Annotated in this window: 20 protein-coding genes; 5 read left to right on the top strand and 15 right to left on the bottom strand. The window is 39.9% G+C overall.

Going from position 1 to position 22,182, the window contains the following annotated elements:
* The first annotated feature begins 13 nt into the window (after positions 1-13).
* Complete coding sequence (locus ACNAN0_RS02955; protein ID WP_230912772.1) at positions 14-205, top strand: hypothetical protein; 192 nt, start codon at positions 14-16, stop codon at positions 203-205.
* 305 nt (positions 206-510) lie between these two features.
* On the top strand, positions 511-819 hold the full coding sequence (locus tag ACNAN0_RS02950) for a hypothetical protein (protein WP_230912773.1): 309 nt from the start codon (positions 511-513) through the stop codon (positions 817-819).
* Between the two features lie 54 nt (positions 820-873).
* Here the strand turns inward: ACNAN0_RS02950 and ACNAN0_RS02945 are convergent, their stop codons facing one another.
* The 8 genes from ACNAN0_RS02945 to ACNAN0_RS02910 all read right to left on the bottom strand — a co-directional run bounded on the left by ACNAN0_RS02945 (position 874) and on the right by ACNAN0_RS02910 (position 11,338).
* Positions 874-1,623 (bottom strand): helix-turn-helix transcriptional regulator, encoded by a 750-nt coding sequence (locus ACNAN0_RS02945; RefSeq protein WP_230912774.1) that lies wholly within the window; start codon positions 1,621-1,623, stop codon positions 874-876.
* Between the two features lie 53 nt (positions 1,624-1,676).
* Positions 1,677-2,567 carry an L-serine ammonia-lyase, iron-sulfur-dependent, subunit alpha gene (gene sdaAA, locus ACNAN0_RS02940; protein ID WP_416353815.1) on the bottom strand — a complete coding sequence of 297 codons (891 nt, stop codon included), beginning with the start codon at positions 2,565-2,567 and terminating at the stop codon, positions 1,677-1,679.
* Between the two features lie 12 nt (positions 2,568-2,579).
* Positions 2,580-3,236, bottom strand: a complete 657-nt coding sequence (gene sdaAB, locus ACNAN0_RS02935) for an L-serine ammonia-lyase, iron-sulfur-dependent subunit beta (RefSeq protein ID WP_416353814.1) — start codon at positions 3,234-3,236, stop codon at positions 2,580-2,582.
* 31 nt (positions 3,237-3,267) lie between these two features.
* Positions 3,268-4,323: a PTS sugar transporter subunit IIC gene (locus ACNAN0_RS02930; RefSeq protein WP_416353813.1), complete on the bottom strand. Its 1,056-nt coding sequence runs from the start codon at positions 4,321-4,323 to the stop codon at positions 3,268-3,270.
* A 567-nt stretch (positions 4,324-4,890) separates the two neighbouring features.
* On the bottom strand, positions 4,891-6,144 hold the full coding sequence (locus tag ACNAN0_RS02925) for a glycosyltransferase family 2 protein (RefSeq protein ID WP_416353812.1): 1,254 nt from the start codon (positions 6,142-6,144) through the stop codon (positions 4,891-4,893).
* Complete coding sequence (locus tag ACNAN0_RS02920) at positions 6,144-8,144, bottom strand: hypothetical protein (RefSeq protein WP_416353811.1); 2,001 nt, start codon at positions 8,142-8,144, stop codon at positions 6,144-6,146. Before ACNAN0_RS02920 ends, ACNAN0_RS02925 begins: the two co-directional genes overlap by 1 nt.
* A gap of 212 nt (positions 8,145-8,356) precedes the next feature.
* Positions 8,357-9,709, bottom strand: a complete 1,353-nt coding sequence (locus ACNAN0_RS02915; protein WP_416353810.1) for an FAD-dependent oxidoreductase — start codon at positions 9,707-9,709, stop codon at positions 8,357-8,359.
* Between the two features lie 222 nt (positions 9,710-9,931).
* Positions 9,932-11,338, bottom strand: a complete 1,407-nt coding sequence (locus tag ACNAN0_RS02910) for a zinc-ribbon domain-containing protein (RefSeq protein ID WP_416353809.1) — start codon at positions 11,336-11,338, stop codon at positions 9,932-9,934.
* 205 nt (positions 11,339-11,543) lie between these two features.
* Between ACNAN0_RS02910 and ACNAN0_RS02905 the strand changes: the two genes are divergently transcribed.
* Positions 11,544-12,503 carry a 2-hydroxyacid dehydrogenase family protein gene (locus tag ACNAN0_RS02905; protein ID WP_416353808.1) on the top strand — a complete coding sequence of 320 codons (960 nt, stop codon included), beginning with the start codon at positions 11,544-11,546 and terminating at the stop codon, positions 12,501-12,503.
* Here the strand turns inward: ACNAN0_RS02905 and ACNAN0_RS02900 are convergent.
* From ACNAN0_RS02900 to ACNAN0_RS02875, 6 genes are all read right to left on the bottom strand, one after another.
* Positions 12,496-12,867: a transposase gene (locus ACNAN0_RS02900; protein ID WP_416354165.1), complete on the bottom strand. Its 372-nt coding sequence runs from the start codon at positions 12,865-12,867 to the stop codon at positions 12,496-12,498. The genes ACNAN0_RS02905 and ACNAN0_RS02900 overlap by 8 nt on opposite strands.
* A 340-nt stretch (positions 12,868-13,207) precedes the next feature.
* Complete coding sequence (locus ACNAN0_RS02895) at positions 13,208-13,372, bottom strand: hypothetical protein (RefSeq protein WP_416353807.1); 165 nt, start codon at positions 13,370-13,372, stop codon at positions 13,208-13,210.
* Positions 13,369-14,202: a transposase gene (locus ACNAN0_RS02890; RefSeq protein WP_416353806.1), complete on the bottom strand. Its 834-nt coding sequence runs from the start codon at positions 14,200-14,202 to the stop codon at positions 13,369-13,371. The genes ACNAN0_RS02895 and ACNAN0_RS02890 overlap by 4 nt, the downstream gene beginning before the upstream one ends.
* A 335-nt stretch (positions 14,203-14,537) precedes the next feature.
* Complete coding sequence (locus ACNAN0_RS02885; protein WP_330166081.1) at positions 14,538-15,440, bottom strand: aldo/keto reductase; 903 nt, start codon at positions 15,438-15,440, stop codon at positions 14,538-14,540.
* Positions 15,441-15,506: 66 nt separating this feature from the next.
* Complete coding sequence (locus ACNAN0_RS02880) at positions 15,507-16,835, bottom strand: MFS transporter (RefSeq protein WP_230913562.1); 1,329 nt, start codon at positions 16,833-16,835, stop codon at positions 15,507-15,509.
* A gap of 33 nt (positions 16,836-16,868) precedes the next feature.
* Positions 16,869-18,443, bottom strand: coding sequence for an ArnT family glycosyltransferase (locus ACNAN0_RS02875; RefSeq protein WP_416353805.1), 1,575 nt, complete (start codon positions 18,441-18,443; stop codon positions 16,869-16,871).
* 81 nt (positions 18,444-18,524) lie between these two features.
* On the opposite strand from ACNAN0_RS02875, the gene ACNAN0_RS02870 reads away from it, so the two are divergent.
* Together ACNAN0_RS02870 and ACNAN0_RS02865 are read left to right on the top strand one after the other, a co-directional pair.
* Positions 18,525-19,442, top strand: coding sequence for a linear amide C-N hydrolase (locus ACNAN0_RS02870; protein WP_416353804.1), 918 nt, complete (start codon positions 18,525-18,527; stop codon positions 19,440-19,442).
* Between the two features lie 66 nt (positions 19,443-19,508).
* Positions 19,509-20,285: an epoxyqueuosine reductase QueH gene (locus tag ACNAN0_RS02865; protein WP_230913565.1), complete on the top strand. Its 777-nt coding sequence runs from the start codon at positions 19,509-19,511 to the stop codon at positions 20,283-20,285.
* Between the two features lie 250 nt (positions 20,286-20,535).
* Here ACNAN0_RS02865 and ACNAN0_RS02860 read toward each other — a convergent pair whose 3' ends face one another.
* A complete protein-coding gene (locus ACNAN0_RS02860; protein ID WP_230913566.1) occupies positions 20,536-22,062 on the bottom strand; it encodes an L-lactate permease in 1,527 nt (508 codons plus the stop codon).
* Between the last annotated feature and the right edge of the window lie 120 nt (positions 22,063-22,182).

The raw sequence follows: 22,182 nt of genomic DNA, 5'->3' as shown, positions 1-22,182 counted from the left end.
AGGTGACCACACCATGACCAAAGATGAATTGCAGCATCGCCTTAAACAAGAGTTATACACAATTTGCGACCACTATGATGTCGAAATGGATGATCGCTTATATACCGAAGCGCAATATCAAGATTTGAAACGCACGTTACTTGTTATGAATGAGCTCGGGATGGATCAAAATAAATTGAATCAACTCTTAGCGATTGGTGCTTAATTTAATTATTGGAGTGATGGAAATGTCTTCAGACTCACAGTCCTCTGACTCATGATACGGTCAAATGTTATCCAAACATTTGACCGTATTTTTTTGTGGAAAGTGCGACAAAAGGCGTTCAGCACCTGAATACTAACGAGGCAATACTCAAATTAGATAAATTTTAATCAGTCTAATAATTTAATATCTATATGATAAAATTTTTTCAACAAATCCTTTAGTACCAACAGATTGACAAAACTAACAAACCTAGATAAGATTAAATCAAGTTCATAAAGTTCTCATATAATTATGGAGGTGGCAAAATGGCAAACTTAGGACAGTTGATGTTGACCGCTGCAGTTTTAGTTGGCATTCCAATTATTTTGACATTGCAATATATTTTGGGGTATAAACAAGCCTCTAAAGGAACTGCTGCCATTGTGCCAATATTATATGTCAGCCTGGTAACTATTTTGACACTGGCTCATCGGCCTTGGCATGAGACGCAGTGGCTGTTTGTATTATCTCAATGGATCGTTGGCTATTTCTTTTACTTTGTTTATGAATTTGGCCGGAATAAAAGTTTAGCAAAAATTGGTGACTTATCGCATCCTGTAACTGATAAATTATAATTTCATTCAAATCTATATAATAAAAAAAGTTGGGCCTATACCCAACTTTTTTTATTACGCATTTTTCCGATGTTCCGTTAAATCTGGTGCACTAATATCCTCATGATCCGTTTTTACAGTTTGTAAATACCGATACACACTTGGTTCTGAAGCACTCAAGGCCTTAGCCGTATCTACCACGCTATCTTTTAATTGGAAGAAACCTTGTTCATATAAGCGCCGAACACATTCAATTTTATCCGTTCGTTTCATATAAGCCAGCTGCAGCCCTTTCTCCTGAAGGTAGGCGTCAACAATCTGCTTCGCATAGTTTTCAGAGGACGTGGTTAAATGCTCATATTCGTAATTATGGCTTGTGGCCGTCTTTTGAATTGTTTCTGGTGTCGTATCCAGATCACGCAATTCTGCCTCACTAGGTCGATAAGCGTTCAATACGCGATCCAAACTTGACTGTAACTGATCGAAACAAGAGTCATCTGTATTGATACAGATCATCGCCACAATTTTACCTTCAAAGCGAAGAAAATAGGTGGAGGACCGCAATGTCACCTGATTATCAGACACGCCACGGTAATTGGCGATAAAATCCCGTTGTTCTTTACGACCGGCTTTAACCGTTCTGAGCGCCAAATCAGATGCAGGATCACCAACTTGGCGGTGAGAGATATGGTTGTTGCGAATAGCAATAATGGAATGATCTAAATTCGTCAGATCATTTAAGACGACTTCACTATTTTTTCCTAGGATTTCGGCAATGAAATCAACCATAGGAATATAACTTCTAATAAATGTTTTGACGTCCATTGGGTCCCCTCCTTTTTAATAGAATTTTATCATTTTAAATATACCGAAACAAATCAGCTTACTGGAACGGATTTACCAAAGATTGAAACTTTCATCTTAACGCCAGTTGGTGTGCCGGCTAAACCACCGATACCAGTTTCCCGAAGTGCTTTTGGTAAGCCTTGCCCTACTTCTTTCATTGCGGAAACAACTTCATCTGCTGGAATCTTATTCGTACATCCGGCAAGCGCCATATCTGCAGCAATCAACGCATTTCCTGCACCAATAGCATTACGTTTCACACAAGGTAATTCCACCAAACCGGCAACTGGATCACAAACCAAACCTAATAAATTACTCATCGCCATAGCTAAAGCTTCCGCACTTTGCTCTGCATTACCACCGGCAGCTTCTACTGCAGCGGCGGCAGCCATCGCTGAAGCACTCCCAACTTCAGCCTGACAACCACCCGTGGCGCCAGCAATCATCGCATTATTAGCAATAATCATACCAAAAGCACCCGCAGTAAATAAAAAGTTGATCATTTGTTCACGGGACAGATTTAATCGGTCACGAATAACGAACAACACGCCTGGTAACGTTCCCGTTGACCCTGCTGTTGGTGTGGCACAAACAACGCCCATCGCTGCATTGACCTCATTAGTGGCAATGGCATTTTGTACGGCTTCAACCATCGTATCACCTGATAACGTATGGCCTTTTTCACGATACTTTTTCAGTAACACCGCTTCGCCGCCAGTTAAGCCTGTCTTTGAAAAGACCCCGTCACCCTCAACACCACGTTTGACAGCAGCCTCCATAACTTCTAAATTACGGGCCATCTGTTGCCAAACTTCTTCACGGCTGACATTATTTTTAGTCATTTCTTGTTGGATCATTAATTCAGAAATTGGTGTGTCTGTGGACATTGAAGCATCAACGAGTGCCTTAATACTTTCATACATGACGTTTGCCTCCTATAAGTAGACCATCTTAGTGTGCTTCTGTGACAATGTACTTAGATCTTGTTCTTTCAACCGATTCTCAAGATCATATTCATATAACATACCTTTACCTGGTGCATCGTACTCTGCATGGTAATTAATCGTATTGATTTTAGCTAATTTTTCTTGAATCAAGTTTTTGTTAGAAGCATCACTTTGAACCAGTAATATCGGCAAGGGGCCTTTGGGTTTAATGTGGAAACCATCCATTTTGATATCTCTGATCTCGATTGTGCCACCGCCGATAGAACAACCAGCTACGGTAATTTCACGATCAGCTTTACTTAATTCGACAATTGCCGTATTGGGATGCCCAATGGGACTATCCCCTGCTTCTTCAATAAACTGCACTTCAATACCACTGTCTTTAGCAATCTGCAGTGCATTAGGTACACGCGCATCATCCGGTTCAAATCCCATGATGCCGCTGATGATCGCATAATCTGTGCCGTGACCCTTATGTGTTTGGGCAAAGGATTCATAATAATGAACAATAATTTTAGTTGGCACATCACCAAAGATCCGATTAGCGGCGCGACCAATGGCGACAGCACCAGCTGTATGTGAACTAGAAGGCCCAATCATAACCGGACCAATGATATCAAAAACACTCTTGTAATTTCCTGACATTATTTTCACCCCATTTTATATTAATAATCTATTAGGCGTTTGCTTGTGCCGCAACAGGTTCTACTTCAGTTGTTGTGCCACGAATTTCTTGAACTGTATGAATTTTAAAGTTTTTAAAGACAAAGCCACCAACATAAGCCCAAATTGTACTATTGACTAAAATCAATATGACCGCCGTGGCCACTTTCAGTGCTGGGTTAAAACCAAAGGCAACGATTAATCCAGCCCATGGTGTTGCCATCCCGGTTACGTTGATCACTAAGCCAAATGCTGCTATTATCATACCATTAATTGCACCAGCAACCGCATTCGTAGCAAAGATGGGGACTGGATTCGCAGAAATAATATCAATCTGAGTTAATGGTTCAATCGTTACTGCAACGGTAGTTGATCGACCACCAAATTTCAAACGTCGGAATAAACTAAAGTTTAAGAAGGAATTACCGGTACATCCCAATGCCCCAATAGCCATTGGTACACCAGTCAAACCAATCAAGCTGGTCAATACCATTGAAGACAATGGCGTCATACCAACCAATGGAATAATTGCACCTAAAACTGCCGCCATTAACATTGGATTAGCCTGTTCTGCACTAGTGATTGCATTACCGATAATATGTAGAATTTGTAAAACTGCTGGTGAGATCAAAGCGGCAACACCATTTACCAGTGCCGGTCCGATCAAGACAACGGCAATCAGATCTAAGCCTTCGGGAACACGCTTTTCAATCTGCTTCAAAACAAAGGATACCACATATGCTGCTAAGAAAGCAGGTAAAAGTTTAACTTTGAGCAAAGAGACACCAACGAGGACTGCAAAAACTGGGCTGATCCCAAAAGCTAGCGGTACTAAAGTCCCAGCTGCCAAGCCGCCCAATGATCCCATAATGTCACCGATCTGCTTAATGAATTGAATATGGAAAACATCACCCACGGCATAACTTAGAAAAGCTTGTGGTAGAAAAGTTGCACAAGCAGCACCTGATAGAGCGCTAATTGCTTTTTTACCATTTGGTGCTTTGAATGTAAACAACGTCATCACTGCAATCACAGCGAGTAGAACTAAAACTCCAATGACAATTTGCATTTCTTGTTACCTCCAATTTCTATCACAATTGATGCCGGCAATAATTGTGATGATAATCACTTGAGTGACTAATAATAATTTCTCAACGATTAAATATTATCACACTGATAAACTTTTTGCATTAAGTTTTGATAAAAAATTATTTCCAATGACAATTATTTCTCATTATTGGACCAATTTTCTTAGCCTATTGCTTCTTATTTAGATACAAAGACTATTAAAGCAACTTTTTCAAGTAATCGTTTTCATTTTTATTATGAGAAAAAATTTTTGCGTTTTAGAACACGTTTAACATTTAATTATTCGCAAATAAATGGATGAGAGTGAGACAAAAGGCGCCCAGCGCCTGAGCACCAACAAGAATTACGAGAAATGGTGGCCTTTCCATTTGAGTCATTCGTCGTTGAGTGAGGGCGTTGCCTTTTGGAACACGTTTAAGCAATAAATATTCGTAATTAACAAGTGGCTGAAAACAAAACGTTAGTTTTGTCTCAGCCACCCCACCTACTTATTGTTTAACCATAAGCCCTAAAGACAATTAGCGTCTAATATATTTGGACAATACATTTAGAACAAGCCATGCGTCGTTTTATCCCACTTATTTTCATGTTGTAAAAAGCGATATAAAGCCATCACACTAATAATCGGTGCAAACAGGCCATAAATCGGCAGCGTAAACGTCACCCACAAGATATGCCACCAAGAATGATGCGTAAGCCGTTGATAAAACGAACTCAGTAATAAATTCTCACCAAACATCAACAGTAATAGCAGCAATAAGAACCACGAGAATGAGCCATGTAGACCGATCCAATAATATAACTGGGTTCCAAAAACAATTACCCCTAGCACCGCCGCAACAATACAAATTATTGGGGTCAACATAAATAAAAGCATTTCAACTTTTGCCAACACACTCAAGTTCGAATTCGTTTTAATAGCCTGATAAAACTTTTGCAGACATTGAAGTCCGCCTTGAGCCCAACGTGCCCGTTGTCGTAAAAAAGTTTGCCAGGTAATCGTGGCTTCTTGATATACTTTGATATCATAGGCATAGGCTGTTTTTAAGCCCCGAAGCAATAGCTTTGTACTAATTTCAAAATCTTCTAACAGGGTTGCACCCCAGACAAAATGCCGTGGTAAAGCAGACAAACGGAAAAATTGACCATTACCTGAACCGGCAACATTGCCTAAGTGACCACGCATATTTTGCAATAATGTATTCTCAATTTGAAATTCAAAATCTTGCAGCAAAGACAGCCAATGATTTAAATTATAAATACCAATGCCAGTTTGCAACATACTAAGTGTTGCATCAGCTGCGAAAATATTAATGATTTGATTTAAATCTGCCTGTGCGATGTAAGCATCTGCATCCAGCACACCAATAACTGTCTGTTCCAAATCAACTGGTGCTACTTTCTTGTATACATATTCTAAACCCGTATTCAAAGCACTGCCTTTGCCATTGCCAGCATCTAAATGGCGATAAATCACAGTGACATTAGGATGGTGTTTATCATAGGGCAATAACTGGTCCGGTGTCGTATCTTCACTACCATCCTCAATAATGACCCAATGAATCGCATATTGATATTGGGCATCGGCTGGATTCTGCTTCAAAAATCGAGCTAAGGTTTGCTCAGCAATCGGGGCTTCATTGTGCATCGGTACTAATAGATATAATTGATAAGCAGCCAGCTTAGTTGCCGCTGGCTTAGGTTTAGAAACACGTAGACATAATAAAATCAACGGAACCAGCAGACAAGAAATCACTACGATCAGTGAAATGATTGCAGTGATTTTTATGAATATTAACATTAAGCATCCGTTCCTACTTGTTCAGCACCCAAACTTTTTGGTAAGGCGTAGTCTTGCTGGGTACTAACACAAGAAATGTTAATATCCCGATCGATGATACCCTCTAACAAACTACGCTCCGTTCTGGAACTAACCAACATTTGCAGCCAAGGATGCTTTCCGTGCAGCATGGCCTTTAATTGACTGAGATTTTTTTTAACATTTACCAAATAAGGTAATGCCGGAATACTCTGTTCGCTGATCAACTTACGATAAGTGATATCGTTATCCATACCAACCAAAATAATATTACTTTGTAAGCCCAAGTAACTTGATAACCACCAGTAATCAAAATCAGCTTCAGAAGCAAATGATTGTGTTTTCAATTCGTTATTATCATAAACTTCCACCGTAACAGCGTTTGCTTCATGATGCCAGCACTTCAGCGCTAAAGTACCATCGACACGATAATATTCTGCAACCGTGACTTGTCCATCATCATTATATTGTTCACTGCGTGATAACTGACCCTGATCATTTAAGGTGATCATTTTGTTTAATTTACCATTTTCATAATAACGAATGGCCTGCATTTGTTCACCATTTCCAAAGGCAGCAACCATTTTCAATTGACCGTCAATATCATGGTATTCCTTAAAGCGGTGATCCTTAGACCATTCCCCTTGTAAATTATCACTCTCATGGATCGTAATAACTGGTGCTGTGTTTTCGGCACTGGCTTGAATCTCGGTAAAAATATTGATTACTTTGGGTACCGTGAGTTGTTTTTGTTTCGCCCAACTCATCAAATGATCTTTTAATTGCGGATCATAAGTTAATGAAACTAACGTCAAAGGTTTTTCCACTTGATTTTGTAAATAATTTAATAGATCGACATCAGTTTGACTAGCTTCAGCTAAAGGTTGACTCAGCATGACAAAAAAATCAGCACTCTGATCAAATTGGACATCTTGAATAAAATAAGAAGTCCCGAAAGCTGCCTTGATCTGTTTTTGCATACTCTCTAGATTAGACTGATAGCCCGAAATCTTCATTGAAACGACATCCATTTGCTGCTTCAAGTTATTTTGTTGAGTTGCTAAAGCGGCCTGTTTCTGAGCCCGCTGACGGCGTGCATTTTCAATCTGAGATTCAATCTCTTTAACAGCCCGCTGTTTCGCAGTTAATTCGGTTTGGTCGTCATTAAGCTGTGTTTGCAGCTGTTCAAGTTGTGCCTTGATTGTTTGCGATTCTTTATCTAAAGTTGCCTGTTTTTCAGTATATTCTTTTTGCTCTGCCACTAATGTTAAGGCTTGTTTTTTGTTTTCTTCAACTAGCGCCATCATCTTAACCAAATCAGATTCATTTTTAATGGTGTCAGATAGCTTTTGTGCTGCTGCTTTGCTTTCGTCTAATTGTTGTTGAATCGTGGTTTGATTTTTTTGATTTGCTGTTAATTGTTGATTAGCCTGACTCAATTGACGTTCAACCTGGTTGATCCCCTTTTTGATCTCAGGAATTGCCTTATTAACCTCAGCTTGCTGCTGTAATAAGTCATGATCATCTTTGGCTTGTAATTCAGCAGCTTGTGCATTTAATTGATCCAATTGACTTTCTAAATGTTGTAACGAATGTTTAGCCTTTGCCAATTCGTCAGCAAATAGACCTTTTTGTTGAAACATTTTAACTTTCAAGTTGTCCCGCAATTGATCATATTCAGTGGATAGATCATGCATCTTTGTTTTTAAATTAGCAATATCTAAAGCCGTCTTTTCAGCCACACTCACAGAATCATAAGGTGCGACGTTTTCAGGCTTCTCAATTTGGATCGACTTAACTTCTGAAGCCAACTTGCCTTCAGGAATGATCTTTTTTGGTGCCTGTTTCTTAACTTTGATTTTCTCCACCTCATTTTCATCTGTATCTGATGCAGCGACAGATGCGGTTTGACTTTCGACGCCATTAACCATCGCACTGGCGATCGTGGGTGCTTTATGACTATTGCGTTTAAAAATCCCCATAGTGACTCTCCTTAACGAACATTAGCAAAATAGAATAGATAAATTCATTATACAATTAACTTGTGTCTTTAACTAGTTTATTTATAATTATTATGTCATATTGTAACTTTTCTTAGACCATTGCCTAAGAAATGGCTCATAAATGAAAAAAATGTAGCAATTACAGTTCAAAATAGCAACTGCAATTACCACATTTCTTTTAACTTAAATTATTATTTTTCGTTACGAACTGCTTTTTGAGCGGCAACATTCATAATATTCCAAGGCCGATCAAAACCAGGTTGGAAGAAGAAGTCCGCGTAAGCTAAATCGTCAATGGTTAATTTAGCTTGAATTGCCAGCGAAATAGCATTGATATTAGCCGTGACATCACCCTTAGACATAATCTGAGCCCCCATTACCCGACGTGTCTTTGGATCATAGGTCAATTTGAAGTAAACCGTTGGGTTCAGCTTTTCTGGTACAAAGGCTGGACGTTTCGAATCTGTGACAAAGACAGACTTAACGTCAACCCCAAATTTTTGCGATGTCCCTTGCTTAACACCAGTTGAAGCAAATTTGTAATCAAAAACCGTTAAAGCGGAAGAACCAGTAACGCCTGGGAATTTGTGCGTTGGCTTGTCGATATTCATTGCTGCAAACCGACCTTGCCGCCGCGCAACAGTTGCCAAAGCAATTGGTGCTTCTTTACCCGTTGCTGAGAACTTAGCCATAACTGCATCACCAACAGCAAAGATATCTTTTTGACTTGTTTGCATATAGTCGTCAACTTTAATACGACCAGTTTCGTCCAAATCAAGTAAATCTTTAAGCCAAGCTGTATTTGGTTTAATACCTGCTGCTTCGACTACAAGATCTGCCGGATATTCTCCTTGATCAGTCACCACTTTAGTAACTTTACCAGCTTCACCCTCAAAGGATTGAACGGTTTGACCTGTCGCAGCGTAGATCCCATGATCAGCCATTTCTTTCGTTAAGATATCGGTAAATTCTTCATCGAGATAAACACTTAACAAACGTGGTAATAAATCAATGATCGTAACTTTCATACCAGCTTTGGCAAAAATCTCGGCAGCTTCAATACCTATGTAACCAGAACCAATAACGACCACGTTTTTCACATTAGGGTCAACTGTTTTGGCCTTTAATTTAATGGCCCAATCACGTCCGCGCATAGCATAGATGTTTTCAAGGTCCTTACCTGGAACTGGCAGTGCAGCAGGTACAGCCCCGGCACTTAAAATCAACTTGTCATAGCTTTCTTCTCGCGTTGAGTGATCTCCATGATTTTCAACGGTGACTTTATGATTGGCAGCATCGATCTTAGTAATTTCTTGTTGTACAAAGACATGTACACCCTCGGCACGCATGCCTTCAGGGGTAGCGTAACGGACTGTATTGACATCCTTGACCACCCCTTCAAGATAAAGTTGCATCCCACAGGAAAGAAATGATAGAAAGTCGCCCTTTTCATACCATTGGATCTCTGCATCCGGATGATCCATTAATAACTGGCGAACTGCTTCATAACCACCATGAGAAGAACCAACAACAATAACTTTCATCTATGAAAACCTCCATTACTTAATAATTATTACAATTTAAATGATAACCCAATTGGCTCAAAAAACAAAGGATTATGCTGTCAATTTCTAATTAAATAACAGCACAAAAAAATCAGCCCCTACCTAATAAGACAGGGCTGACTCCAGGTAACTATCTATTTACTTTGATACATGGCAACGGCTTAAGCGACTAAGTTTCATCATAACTTAAATTAAATAACTCTAATAGCGCACAAAGTCCACAACAGCCAAGATAAAGTTAGCCACTAGAATAACAATAGCAATTATTGCTGAGATACCAAACTGGAAGTTTTGCAACCCACTAGCTGCGACTAAGCCTTGTGTGATCATAATTCCAAAGACAGCAATGTAAGCCAAAATCGAAATAACTGCGGCAACTAACTTAAGAATATGGGCAATGCCTACTTTCCAAATACTAAAGACAAGCATCAGCAGCGGTCCAATAATAAGTAAGGCAATCATCAGATACATCATCGTTGCAAAGCTAGTACCACCGAGTTTCATTTGACCAATCAAAGTCGTTCCTTTACCTAAGGGGGTGCTGGTAATGAAACTACCAACAAAATTAGTAACGATCAAAACAATCGATAAAACTGCCGTAATGTAATCGGTCACTTTAATCTTTTGAAAAAAGGTTAAATTTTCATCATCTTGCTCATAATCATCTTGGTAATCGTCAGCATAGTCATCAGCTTCCTGAGCTGAGCTTTGACCGCGACGACCGTAACTCATATCGTTAGTGTCAGCTGAATTCGATGCATAACTATTTGTACCATAATAGCCTTGATCACTCGGATTTGCAGCCATTGTACCTGCCCCTGAATTCGTATTCATGTCGTAATTATTTTGATAAGCTGTGGTCTGATCGGAACCATAGGCTGCGCTAGTAGACTGGGTGTTAGAACTATCATATGGTTGATAACTGGTACTTACACCAGCTGGATCATTATAACTATAACTGGAACGTCCCATATCACCTGTCTGGGCATAGCTATCAGCAGCTGTCATGGTATTTTGATTATTGTTATCTAAGCCATTATTATAAGCAGACTGCGGCGTTTGATAAGCCCCATAATTACTATCTGATCCATAGTTGTCATTTTCTGGCGGTGTCACAGCCGACCCGCGTCCTGCAGGCGCATCTTGCTGCCCACCAGTCACCTGCTCGTAAGCCGACCGCGTCATATAATTATTTAATGTGCCCGGTGCAGCCGCCTGTTGTTGCCCATTAGTCTCTGGACGTGTATTTTCTTGACTGTAATCTGGTGAAGCTTGATAGCCATTGACCCGACTGCCAACCGTTGAACTGGTCTGATCAAAGGGCTGTTGAACATCATTACCTTGTAAATAAGGATCATTGGCTGGGTCGATCCGCGATTGATTTTGACGATTACTTCTATTGGTGTTTGGTTCATAATGACGACTCAAAATGCCATTTTCATCTGTGTTTGGTACGTCATTGTTATCGGTTTGGGGCGCCATTAATAACATTTTTTGGGTTACACCCATAACCATTTTTCTTGCTTTAGCACTTAGTGGGTACCCACAATTCTGGCAAAAGTTTTGTGTTGGTTCAATTGGTGCCCCACAGTTAGGACAAAAACCCATTGCTAAGCCTCCATTTCTCCTTCGAACTTATTAACTTCTATCATAGCACATCCCTATCTTACGAAACTTCTAGTTTTTTATAAGAAAAATTAGATTTTTTAGAAAAAAGATACATTTCGAGCCACCTTGATTGCAGGATCGTCTATTCTGGTCTAAATTTGATTTAGTATCGTATTATAACAATATATTTGGAAGGAGCAATACTATGACAAAAGTATTTATTGCAGCTAAAATACCCGACAAGGCTTATAATACTTTAACGCATGCTGGAATCGATGTCCAAGTATATGCCGGTTCTGGTTTGATTCAAAAGGCCGCATTAAGAACGGCCGTTACCGATATCGATGTCTTGATCACCGCACTGTCCACTCAGGTCGACCAAGAAATCATCGATGCGGCACCAAAATTAAAACTCATCGCTAACTATGGTGCCGGTTTTAACAATATTGATGCCGCCTATGCTCGAACAAAAAATATTGCTGTGACGAACACACCTTTTGTTTCTACGGATTCGACGGCTGAACTGACTGTTGGGCTGATTCTAGCAGTTTCACGACGAATCGTAGCTGGTGATCAGCTTATGCAGACACAAGGGTTTGATGGTTGGGCACCGTTATTTTTCTTGGGCCATCAAGTCAGTGGTAAAACTCTAGGGATTATCGGCATGGGGCAAATTGGTCAAGGGGTCGCTAAAAGGATGCGTGGTTTCGGTATGCATATCTTATATTACCAACGGCAGCCTCTAGCGCCAGAGTTAGAAAAAGAATTAGGCGCTACTTATACTGATTTTGATAATCTCATTCAAACGGCAGATTATGTCACGATTCACGTCCCTCTAGTTCCAGCTACCAAACACCTGATTAATGCGGCAACATTTAAACAAATGAAATCCAGCAGTTTTTTTATCAACGCTGCTCGGGGGCCAATCGTTGATGAAAAAGCCTTAGCCCAAGCGATTAAGGCTAAAGAAATTGCCGGTGCCGCCCTTGATGTTTACGAGCATGAACCTGACGTTGAACCTGAATTAAAGCACCTACCAAATGTAGTTTTAGAACCACATATTGGCAACGCCACCATCGAGGCTCGAGATGCTATGGCTGCTATTGTAGCCGATAATACAATTGCTATTGCCCAGAACAAGCAGCCTAAATACATCGTCAACTAAACTTGAATTTAGCCTGTAAACAAGTGGCTGGGACATAAGCCACGCAAAATAAAATAATCGTGGTTTTCAGACTGATATTGAATCTGAAAACCACGATTATTTTTTTAACGATTGATTTTCTAAAAATAACATTGACTTTGAGGGTCAGTTTCAGCAGATTAGCTGCCATAATTGCAATTCCTGCTTCAGTAGTAACCTTTTCAATCCCACGAACCGAGGTTCGTAGGTACTTCAAATTAGCCTTCAGATTTCCGAAGAATGGTTCATCTTCGATTTTTCTCAAGGCATAAATTGCTTTTGTTTCATCATTATCTTTTAGTCTTTCACGCATCTGTTGTTTATGGTGTTCCCAATTGGGATTGATGTTGATCTGACGCAGGTTACCTCCAGGTGTATGAGCATAGAAATAACCCTCCGGTCGTCATAATCTAGAGCACGATAGGTTCGAAGGTTTCGCACGAAACCACCCTTGTCTTTGCGGTGACCTTCTCTAATAAAGTGGAATTTGATGCCATGCTCGTCAGTATAGTAATCTTTGATCGGATCATAGTTCCAGTTCATTATTTTACTTGCATCACGTCGATAGGATCGAGTCTGCTCTTTTTCGAACATCCCGTAAGGGATCAGAGCTTGTGCAGTCAGTTTGTTTTCAATGTAGTTATAATTCTGTTCACTACCGTAGCCCGCATCTGCCACAATATATTTTATTGGTGTTGTTTGGAAATCCATAGATTGTAAAATGGGATCAGCGTTCTTTGATCAGCTGGTCGTTGGTTGATATCGTAGTATAGTGCAAACTGATTTTGAGTCGCGATCTGAAGATTATAACCTGGCTTCAACTGACCATTTTGCATTGCATCTTCTTTCATGCGCATAAAAGTTGCATTCGGATCAGTCTTAGAAAACTATTTCGATCACCAAAAATTGCATTGTTAGACTCATATTTACGTTTTCTAGGTAGGTAGTCACTGTCGATTAAATGACGGTCATGTTTGAACTTTCGCCGTAGGCGTTTGTTAGGTGAACCGCCGGGAATAATCGGCTCTGTCGCAATCACTTGATCTAACCGTTCGATTTCGTTAGTCAACTGCTCGGACGTTTTTTCAAGTGTTTTTGAGTCTGTCTTTGGCGCTTCATCTGACATTGCCAGATCAACTTTATTTTGAACGAGTTCCTGATAAAGGCCAGCAATTTTTTTATCTAGTTGTCCTTCAAACCTTTCGGAGGCCTTGCGCCAGACGAAGGTATACTTGTTGGCATCAGCAAGTAGTTTCGTACCATCGATGAATAATGCACTATCATCGATCAAGCCTTGGGCTTTTAATAATTGCCGAAAGCTCAAGAACATTGCCTCTACCAACCGCTTCATCTGGTCGGAAGAACGAAATCTATTGATGGTACGGTAACTAGGAACGGTATCTGGATCACCGATCAACCATTTAGTCGGAATATTCTCTTGAGCCATAGCCTCTATCTTACGGCCAGAAAAGTTTTGTCTGGTATAGGCAAATAAGATGACTTTTAAAAGCATTGCTGGATTATAAGCCGGGCGGCCAGAAGTCATGGCCTTTTCGTAAATTAATTTATCGGGGATCGAATCAACAAAATGACTAATGGCAACGGCAACATGATTTGATGAGATATTGATCTCCAAAGGGATTGATAAACACAACTGATTATTGTTATAATTTTGATACACGACAGTGTCCTCCTTTTCTTTCTAGAGTTTTGTCGCTTATAGAATAACATTGAGAGGCACTTCGTGCCTACATAAAAACAAAAAATTCCTTGAGATTTGATCTTAAGGAATTTTTTGTTTGAGGCTGTATAAAAAGGCTTATGTCCCAGCCTCGATTATTTCACGAACGGTTGTATCTTAAACGTGTTCCAAAAGGCAACACCCTCACTCAACGACGAATGACTAAAATGGAAAGTCCACCACTTTTCGTAATGCTTGTTAGTGCTTAGTCGTTGGCCGCCTTTTGCCACACCCTGTTTTTAATATTGCTTAAATAATTTAATAACAAATCGACACTAAATTTTTTCTGGTGAATCAGGCCAAACTTTAACAGAATCACCCATTTTAGACTGCGGATTATGCCATGGAAAGTCATCATACCAAAGGCTAGCTTTGGCTTGATCTAAATCATCAATAATCTGCATATCTTCTGAAGATAGTTCAAAATCACCAATTTGACTATTCTCGATGATCCGTTTTTCATGACTAGACTTAGGAATTGTAATCACATCGTGCTGAATATCCCAGCGTAAAATAATTTGTGCGGCAGATTTACCATATTTATCAGCCAGCTTTAATATTTCAGCGTTATTTAAAGCTGCACCGCCACCTAGAGGTGACCATGCTTCGAGGCGAATATCGTGTGTCTGCATAAATTGCCGTAATTCTTTTTGCTGATCAATCGGATTAAATTCCATCTGATTAATTGCTGGTTTAATTGTCGCATCAGTTAATAAATCTTGCAGACGTGGTATATCGAAATTAGAAATACCAATAGACTTGGTCAAACCCTCTTTTTGTAAAGCTTCCAAGGCCCGCCAGGTATCCTTATACTTGTGGTCAACTGGCCAGTGGATCAATAATAAATCAACATAATCTAATTGCAGCCGTTGTAAAGAACCTTTAACACCGGCAATTGTCGTTTGATAACCTTGATCACCATTAAAGACCTTGGTCGTGACAAACAGATCATCCCGATGCAGGCCGTTATCAACTAGACTAGCTTTAATACCGGCACCCACACCAGTTTCGTTGCCATATTGTTTAGCCGTATCAATCATACGATACCCGTTTTTAACCGCCATTTGGACGGATGCCTTAGCTGTATGGTTATCTACTTGCCAAACACCAAGACCCATTTGTGGCATCTCATGACCGTCATTTAATTTGACTCGTGTATCTAAATCAAAATTAGTCAAGCTAAGTCCCCCTTTTCGAAACTACAATTGCCTAGTGTAACGAACTTTCTTAAAAATTTCAAAAACTCAGCGCTCATTTTTGGTAATCACTTGTTGCACGTGGCGTTGATTATAAAGTGCCAAAATGAAAATCATTAAAAGATAGGCTGCTAACGGTATCCAAGCATAGTTGATCGTAATCATGTGCAACGTCGCGCTATTTTGACTATGGTTAGCTACGTAACCCGTTTGTGCCAATAAACCAGCAGTGATCAACCCACCAATACCTAAACCTAAGTTAACGCCAAAATCATCTGTTGAAGCTAGCAAGCCACTGGCTTCAACATGAAATTGCCGTTGGGCATACTTGATCGTGTCAGACACCATGATCGAAACAAGGGCGATCACCATACCGCTGCCAATCGTATTTACAAAGGTCCCCACGAATAATACTGATAAACTATGGGTCCACTCAGCACCAGCTATGATCAACAATTGTCCCATCGTCGCAATAATCAGGCCGACCATCATGGTCACCTTGTTAGAATACTTACGCGTCACAAAGGGAATTGCAACAATTCCGATCAAAGCTGCCGCCGTAAACGCATTAACGACAGGCACTAAATTTTCAGCTTTCAAATTATATTTAAAATAATAAATCGTCGTTTGGTTTTTAATTGAAGTAGTCACCCAATACAAAAAGATCACAATGGATAACACCAACCAAGGTTTATTGCGGCCCATCATCTTAAGTGTATCTTTGAAAGAAGCTGGCTTTGGCATGGCAATACGTTCACGGACATGAACAAATGTGTTGATGATCAGAATCAATGAAATGACGGCAAAAACAATAATTGTCAATAGAAAGCCTTTTTGTTGATCCTTGCCACCAAATAAAGCAATCAAAGGCAATGTAAAAATAGCCACAATAATCTGACTCGTTTGTCCGAAAAATTGCCGAATCACACCTAATAAAGTGATCTCACGAGGATTATCAGTCAAGCTTGGCAGAATTGATGTGATTGGTAAATTAACAGCGCTATAAAAGAAGCCCAACAATAAGTAAGTCAAGTAAGCCCAAAATAATTTGCCCATATGATTAAATGGCGGCACGACAAAAGTCAATGCAGCCACGATCACATAAGGAAAAGCATACCAAAGGAAAAACGGCCGACTATGCCCATATTTGGAATGCGTGTGATCAATCATAATTCCAATAATGACACTTTCAATCACATCTGCAAATCGGGCAATTAAAAATAACGTGCCAACTTCACCAGCGGTTAACCCATAAATATCGGTATAAAAGTAGAGCAAATAGGTGGTCATCACTTGAAAGACTAAATTATCCGCGCCATCGCTCAGCCCATAACTGATTCGTTCCCGCAAGGAAGTTTGCCATTGATTATGAGACATGACTATCACATCCTAAATTAAAAATAATATTTTTTATTTCTTCTTTAATAACCAATAAGTCAACAATTCATTATCATTTACCTGATTATGTTTCTTGATTACTCGGTAATGGTCAGTTAATGTATCCATGCCAGCATCCACTAAGTCCTGTCCAGCTGGTGTTCTCGTCACCACAAAGTCAGCTTGCTTATGTGTAATGACTTTATCTTGTTGTTGGTACATCTCTGGAAAGGCAGACTTAGGAATATTTAAAATATAAAAATATTTACTATCTGGGATTTTATTGGTTACGGTATAAACACCTAGATCTAACGTGCCATAATTCAAAACTTTGGCATTTTTTTGACGATCGATAATTTTCTTAAATTGTAACTGTGCCGGTAAGTCGCCCTTACTTTGGTAAGCAACCGTATAGTTCTTAGGATATAGCTTTGAAAAATTATAATTCGTATTCATCATAAATGGCGCAACACAGGCAAGCACGATGATAAAATTACGTAACCGCGGAATCTGCTGCGGAAAGTTATTTTGAAAGCTGGTTTCAACATTGATCAAAATGGCTAACAAGCCCATCATGGCAATTACTAACAACGGCAGCCAATAATAAAGCCGTGGCGTTAAGCCCCAGAACATGAGTAAGCCGCCAAAAATAACGGGCAATAGGTAAAGTACTTTACCCTCCCAGGCATCAGAAACTTTTTTGTTGAATGGGAAAACAAAAATAGCCAGTAATAACACAATATTAATGATCCAATGACCACCCATACCGAAACCAAAGAATAAATACTTAATTGAATTAAACACCTTCGTAAAGGTCGACATATTAATCTGATAAAGCGAAATATTAGCGTAAAAATAACCAAAAAATAGATCCGAAAGTGCATGGTTTAATAGGAAGTAAAGTAAAACCACCGCTGTTACAGTTATGAAACCAAGTAATGTATAAAGTAAAACTTTGAGCCAATCCATGAACTGACGCCGTGAGAACAAAATAATTGTTAAAGCAATAAAAAAGCCAATCCAAAAGCCAACTAAAATATATTTGCTCCAGAAAACAATACCTAATCCCAAACCGATCCAATAGAACTGTTTGAAATCTAATTGAAAATCAAAGCTGTTCGCATGCAAATTAACATGAATTATTTTACAGATGCTATACATTAAATATAAAATAAATGGCATCATGAATTCTTCGACGCTATCACCAGCATTGAAGAATGGTGACGCAAGAAAAGCCATTGGTACCAACAACGCACCTGCGAATTGCAGTGGCTTAGAAACATACAGCTGCAATATCTTTTTAAAAATGATCATTGAGGCACATAAATTGAAACTTTCTAAAACAGCAATGCCCCAAAAATTATGTTGACTGATCAAATAGCCAATGGCGTGTAAGAAATAAATCAAAGGCCCTTTTTGATCAAATAGATCTCGATAGGGTACTAAGCCGTGAACGATACCCTTTCCCACGGTAAAGTAAGCATTGGCGTCCACCCAGTCATTTAAATAATATAGGGGGGACGACTTGCCTAGAAAGAAAATTAGAATGATTGCAAATACTAAAAAGATACCATTCTCGCGATTAAATATTTTGTGCCGATTTTCCACAATCTTGCCTCCACTTATGTATCCAACTATATGTATAGTAGTTTATCACAAATTCAGTCTAAACTTTTAGAGGTTTTGCCCATGTGTACAAGTTTTATTTCACATTTAAATAACGGTCTTTATTTCGCACGTACGATGGATTTTCCTTCCACATCTCCCTGGCGGCCTGTTTACTTACCTAAAGAGTATCCTTACCGCCCAATTCTAGAACCAAAACGACAGCGTACCCAGCATGCCATTTTAGGGGGTGGCCGCCAAATAGATACTCAAACCTATTTGCTGGCTGATGGTGTCAATGACTGCGGCCTTGTTTGTGCTGAATTATATTTCCCCTATGAGGCTAAATATGCACTACAAACAGATTCTAATAAATGGAACCTCTCCCCTCAAGATTTCATCCTCTGGGTCTTGGCTAATTTCAAGACGGTTGCTGAAGTCCGAATGCACTTAAAAGAAATTAATCTAGTTTCCAGTACTTGGTACCATACCGATAAAATTTATCCTTATCACTGGTTGCTGCTGGATAAAAGTGGGGCAACAGCTATTCTAGAACCCAAAAGTACTGCTTTAACTTTAACGGAGTTGCCGCTAGGTGTTTTGACGAATACACCGAATATGACCAAGCAGCTCATAAAATTGCGCCAATTTCTAAATTTACCTCCAGATAGTAATCTAGCAACACTGCAAATGGCACTGCGGCAATTTAAGGATCCACTGCCAACCGGCACGATTCCCACCGACCGTTTTGCAATTGCTGCAATCCTAAAAAGCCAATTAACAGCAACAGCCACCACCAGTGATTTATTTCGGATTTTAGATCAAGTCATTATCCCACCAACAGATGCATTTCATTTAAAGAATCACGATTATACCCATTATCAAACGGTTTTAAATCCTAGCACACAAACTTATACTTTTCATGACATTGCCACGGATACTTGGCAGCACCTTGACCTAAACCGTTTAAAATATCATACCAGCCAGCATTTTTTTAGGTAATTCCCCAGTAGTCTTTGAACCTGGCCCTGTTTTATACTAATGTTGACACAATTAGGAGTGAGCATAATGATCGATGTCCATGAGGTTTTAGATAAATTAAATCCAAATCAAAAAATTAATTACGATAAATTATTGCAAAAAATGATCGCCCAATGGCAAAGTCAAAGCGTTCGGCCAAAAATTCTATTACACAGTTGTTGTGCGCCTTGCAGCACGTACACGCTAGAATATTTGACCCAATACGCCGACGTAACAGTATACTACGCCAATTCCAATATCCATCCCCGAGCCGAATATGAACGTCGTCGTTACGTCCAACAAAAATTTATTAATGACTTCAACGAGAATACCAATAATCATGTGCAATTTTTATCCGCACCGTACGAACCCAATGATTGGGTCAAAACAATGCGCGGCTTAGAGGATGAACCAGAAGGTGGCGCTCGCTGTCGCGTTTGTTACGACTACCGTTTGGAAAAAGTGGCAGCTAAAGCCGTCGAACTTGGCTTTGACTACTTTGCCAGTGCGCTCACGATCAGTCCCCATAAAAATTCACAAATCATTAACGAAGTAGGTGTTGAAGTCCAACATGTTTACTCTGCTCATTATCTCCCCAGTGACTTCAAGAAAAATAACGGCTACCAGCGCTCCGTAGACATGTGCAAAACTTACGATGTTTATCGCCAATGTTACTGTGGCTGCATTTTTGCCGCTAAGAAACAAGGTGTGGACTTAGCCCAAATTAATCGGGAAGCTCGTGCTTTTAATGTAGGTAAAGATGGCGATACTGAATTCGCCCATATCAATTTCAAAATTGACCAAGAAACTGAAGTCCAGTCATAAAATTTATCATCTAAGCGAACCAAAAAAGATCTGCTGTTGAAGTAACCATTCATCCTTCAAACAACAGATCTTTTTTGTATGCATCGATATAACTAGGATAAAATTAGCGTTTTGTTTTCTGCTGCCTAAACGTGTTCCAAAAAGCAACACTCTCTCCTAACGTCGAATGGCTCAAATGGCAAACCCACCATTTGTCGCCATTCCCGTTAGTGCTCGGCCGCTGATCACTTTTTGTCACACTCTGTGTCATCTAAATAAAGTGCAGCAACAATCCAGTCACGTAAATATACAGACAGATGATCACAAGGTAAGCGCCACACCATTTCAAGGCTTCTTTAAGAATATTGCCTTCATCACCTTCTTGATTAGTAGCAGCGGCAGCAACCGCAATACTTTGTGGTGAAATCATTTTACCAGCGGTTGCCCCAACCATATTGGCACCAACGACCCAAAAACTATTAGCTTTCAAAGTTGTCGCCGCTTGTAATTGTAAGTTCCCGAATAAAACATTTGAACTGGTATCTGACCCAGTGATGAATGTGCCTAATGCCCCAATGACAGGTGCAACTAATGGATAGACAGGACCCATGATTGCTACTAGCGTTACCGCCAAACTAGTGGTCATTCCAGAATAGCCCATGACCTTGGCTAAAGCAACGATCGCACAAACGGTGATCAGTGTACGCCAAATCTTCTTAGCAGTTGTCCCTAACACGCCTAAGATCTTGCTGACAGACATACCTTGGATCAGCCCGCCAATAAAAGTTGCTAAAATAATCAATGTACCTGGAGAAGAAAGCCAGTTGATGGTATAAGGTACGGCTTTCGGCCCGGTGTAAATTGGAATTTGCGTCACAACTTTTGCCAAAGCAGCGTTGATTGGTTTAACTAATGGTGAAGCTAACAAAACAATGATAAATACTAAGATAAATGGGGCCCAGGCTTTCAACAATTCAGTACTTGAATGCTGAGGAATATGTTTTAAAGCCTCAGGATCATTTTTACCTTGAACCCGTGCCATGAGAACTGTCACGGCAATACATACCACAGAACCCACAATGGCTGGTAATTCAGCCCCAACAAATTTAGCTACGAATACTTGGGGCACGGCAAAGGCAACCCCTGAAAGCAGTGTCGTTAACCCAACCCCTTTAATAGCTTTGGTGCCGCCACCAACCATGGCAACCAATACAAATGGAATCAAAATAATTAAAGGCAATAATTGCATGGTAACGATAAATGATAGATGTGGTGTATCCAAATGCGTCACATTTGCTAAAGTGATCACCGGTAGGCCGATAGCCCCAAAAGCGGTCGGTGTCGTGTTAGCAATCAAACAAATCACCGAGGCACGAATTGGCTCGACCCCAAAAGCAATCAGAATACCCGCAGGAATAGCTACGGCTGTTCCAAATCCAGCGATCGCTTCCAAAAAGCCACCAAAACCCCAAGCAATAATTAAAACTAAGATCCGCCGATCCGTCGTGATTGAAGATAGCATATCTTGGATCACTTTCATGGCGCCAGAAGCCGTTGTTAAATTGTAAGTAAACAGGGCGGCCAAAATAACGTATACGATAGGCCAGATTGCCATTACAATACCTTCTAAAGCCCCTGTCAGACTATCCTGAACCGGCATTTTAAATGCCGTCACAGCTAAAATAATGGCTAAGACAAGTCCAATCGTACAGGCTTTGTCCGCAGACATCTTAATCACACCAAGTGACACGATCAACCAAATGATCGGGATCAATGCAAAAATAAAATTAAGCCACATGACTTTCCCTCCTAAGTGAAATAATAGCGCTTACACCATCATAATTGTACTATGTGAAATCTGAATTTGCACTTATTTACGCCCCTAGGGAATTCCCTATTAAAACAAATTCACCATCAA

This window comes from Agrilactobacillus fermenti (genome assembly GCF_047943045.1).
GTDB lineage: Bacteria > Bacillota > Bacilli > Lactobacillales > Lactobacillaceae > Agrilactobacillus > Agrilactobacillus fermenti.
Note: the sequence above shows the minus strand (reverse complement) of the source record. Positions and strands in the feature narration are given on the sequence as shown.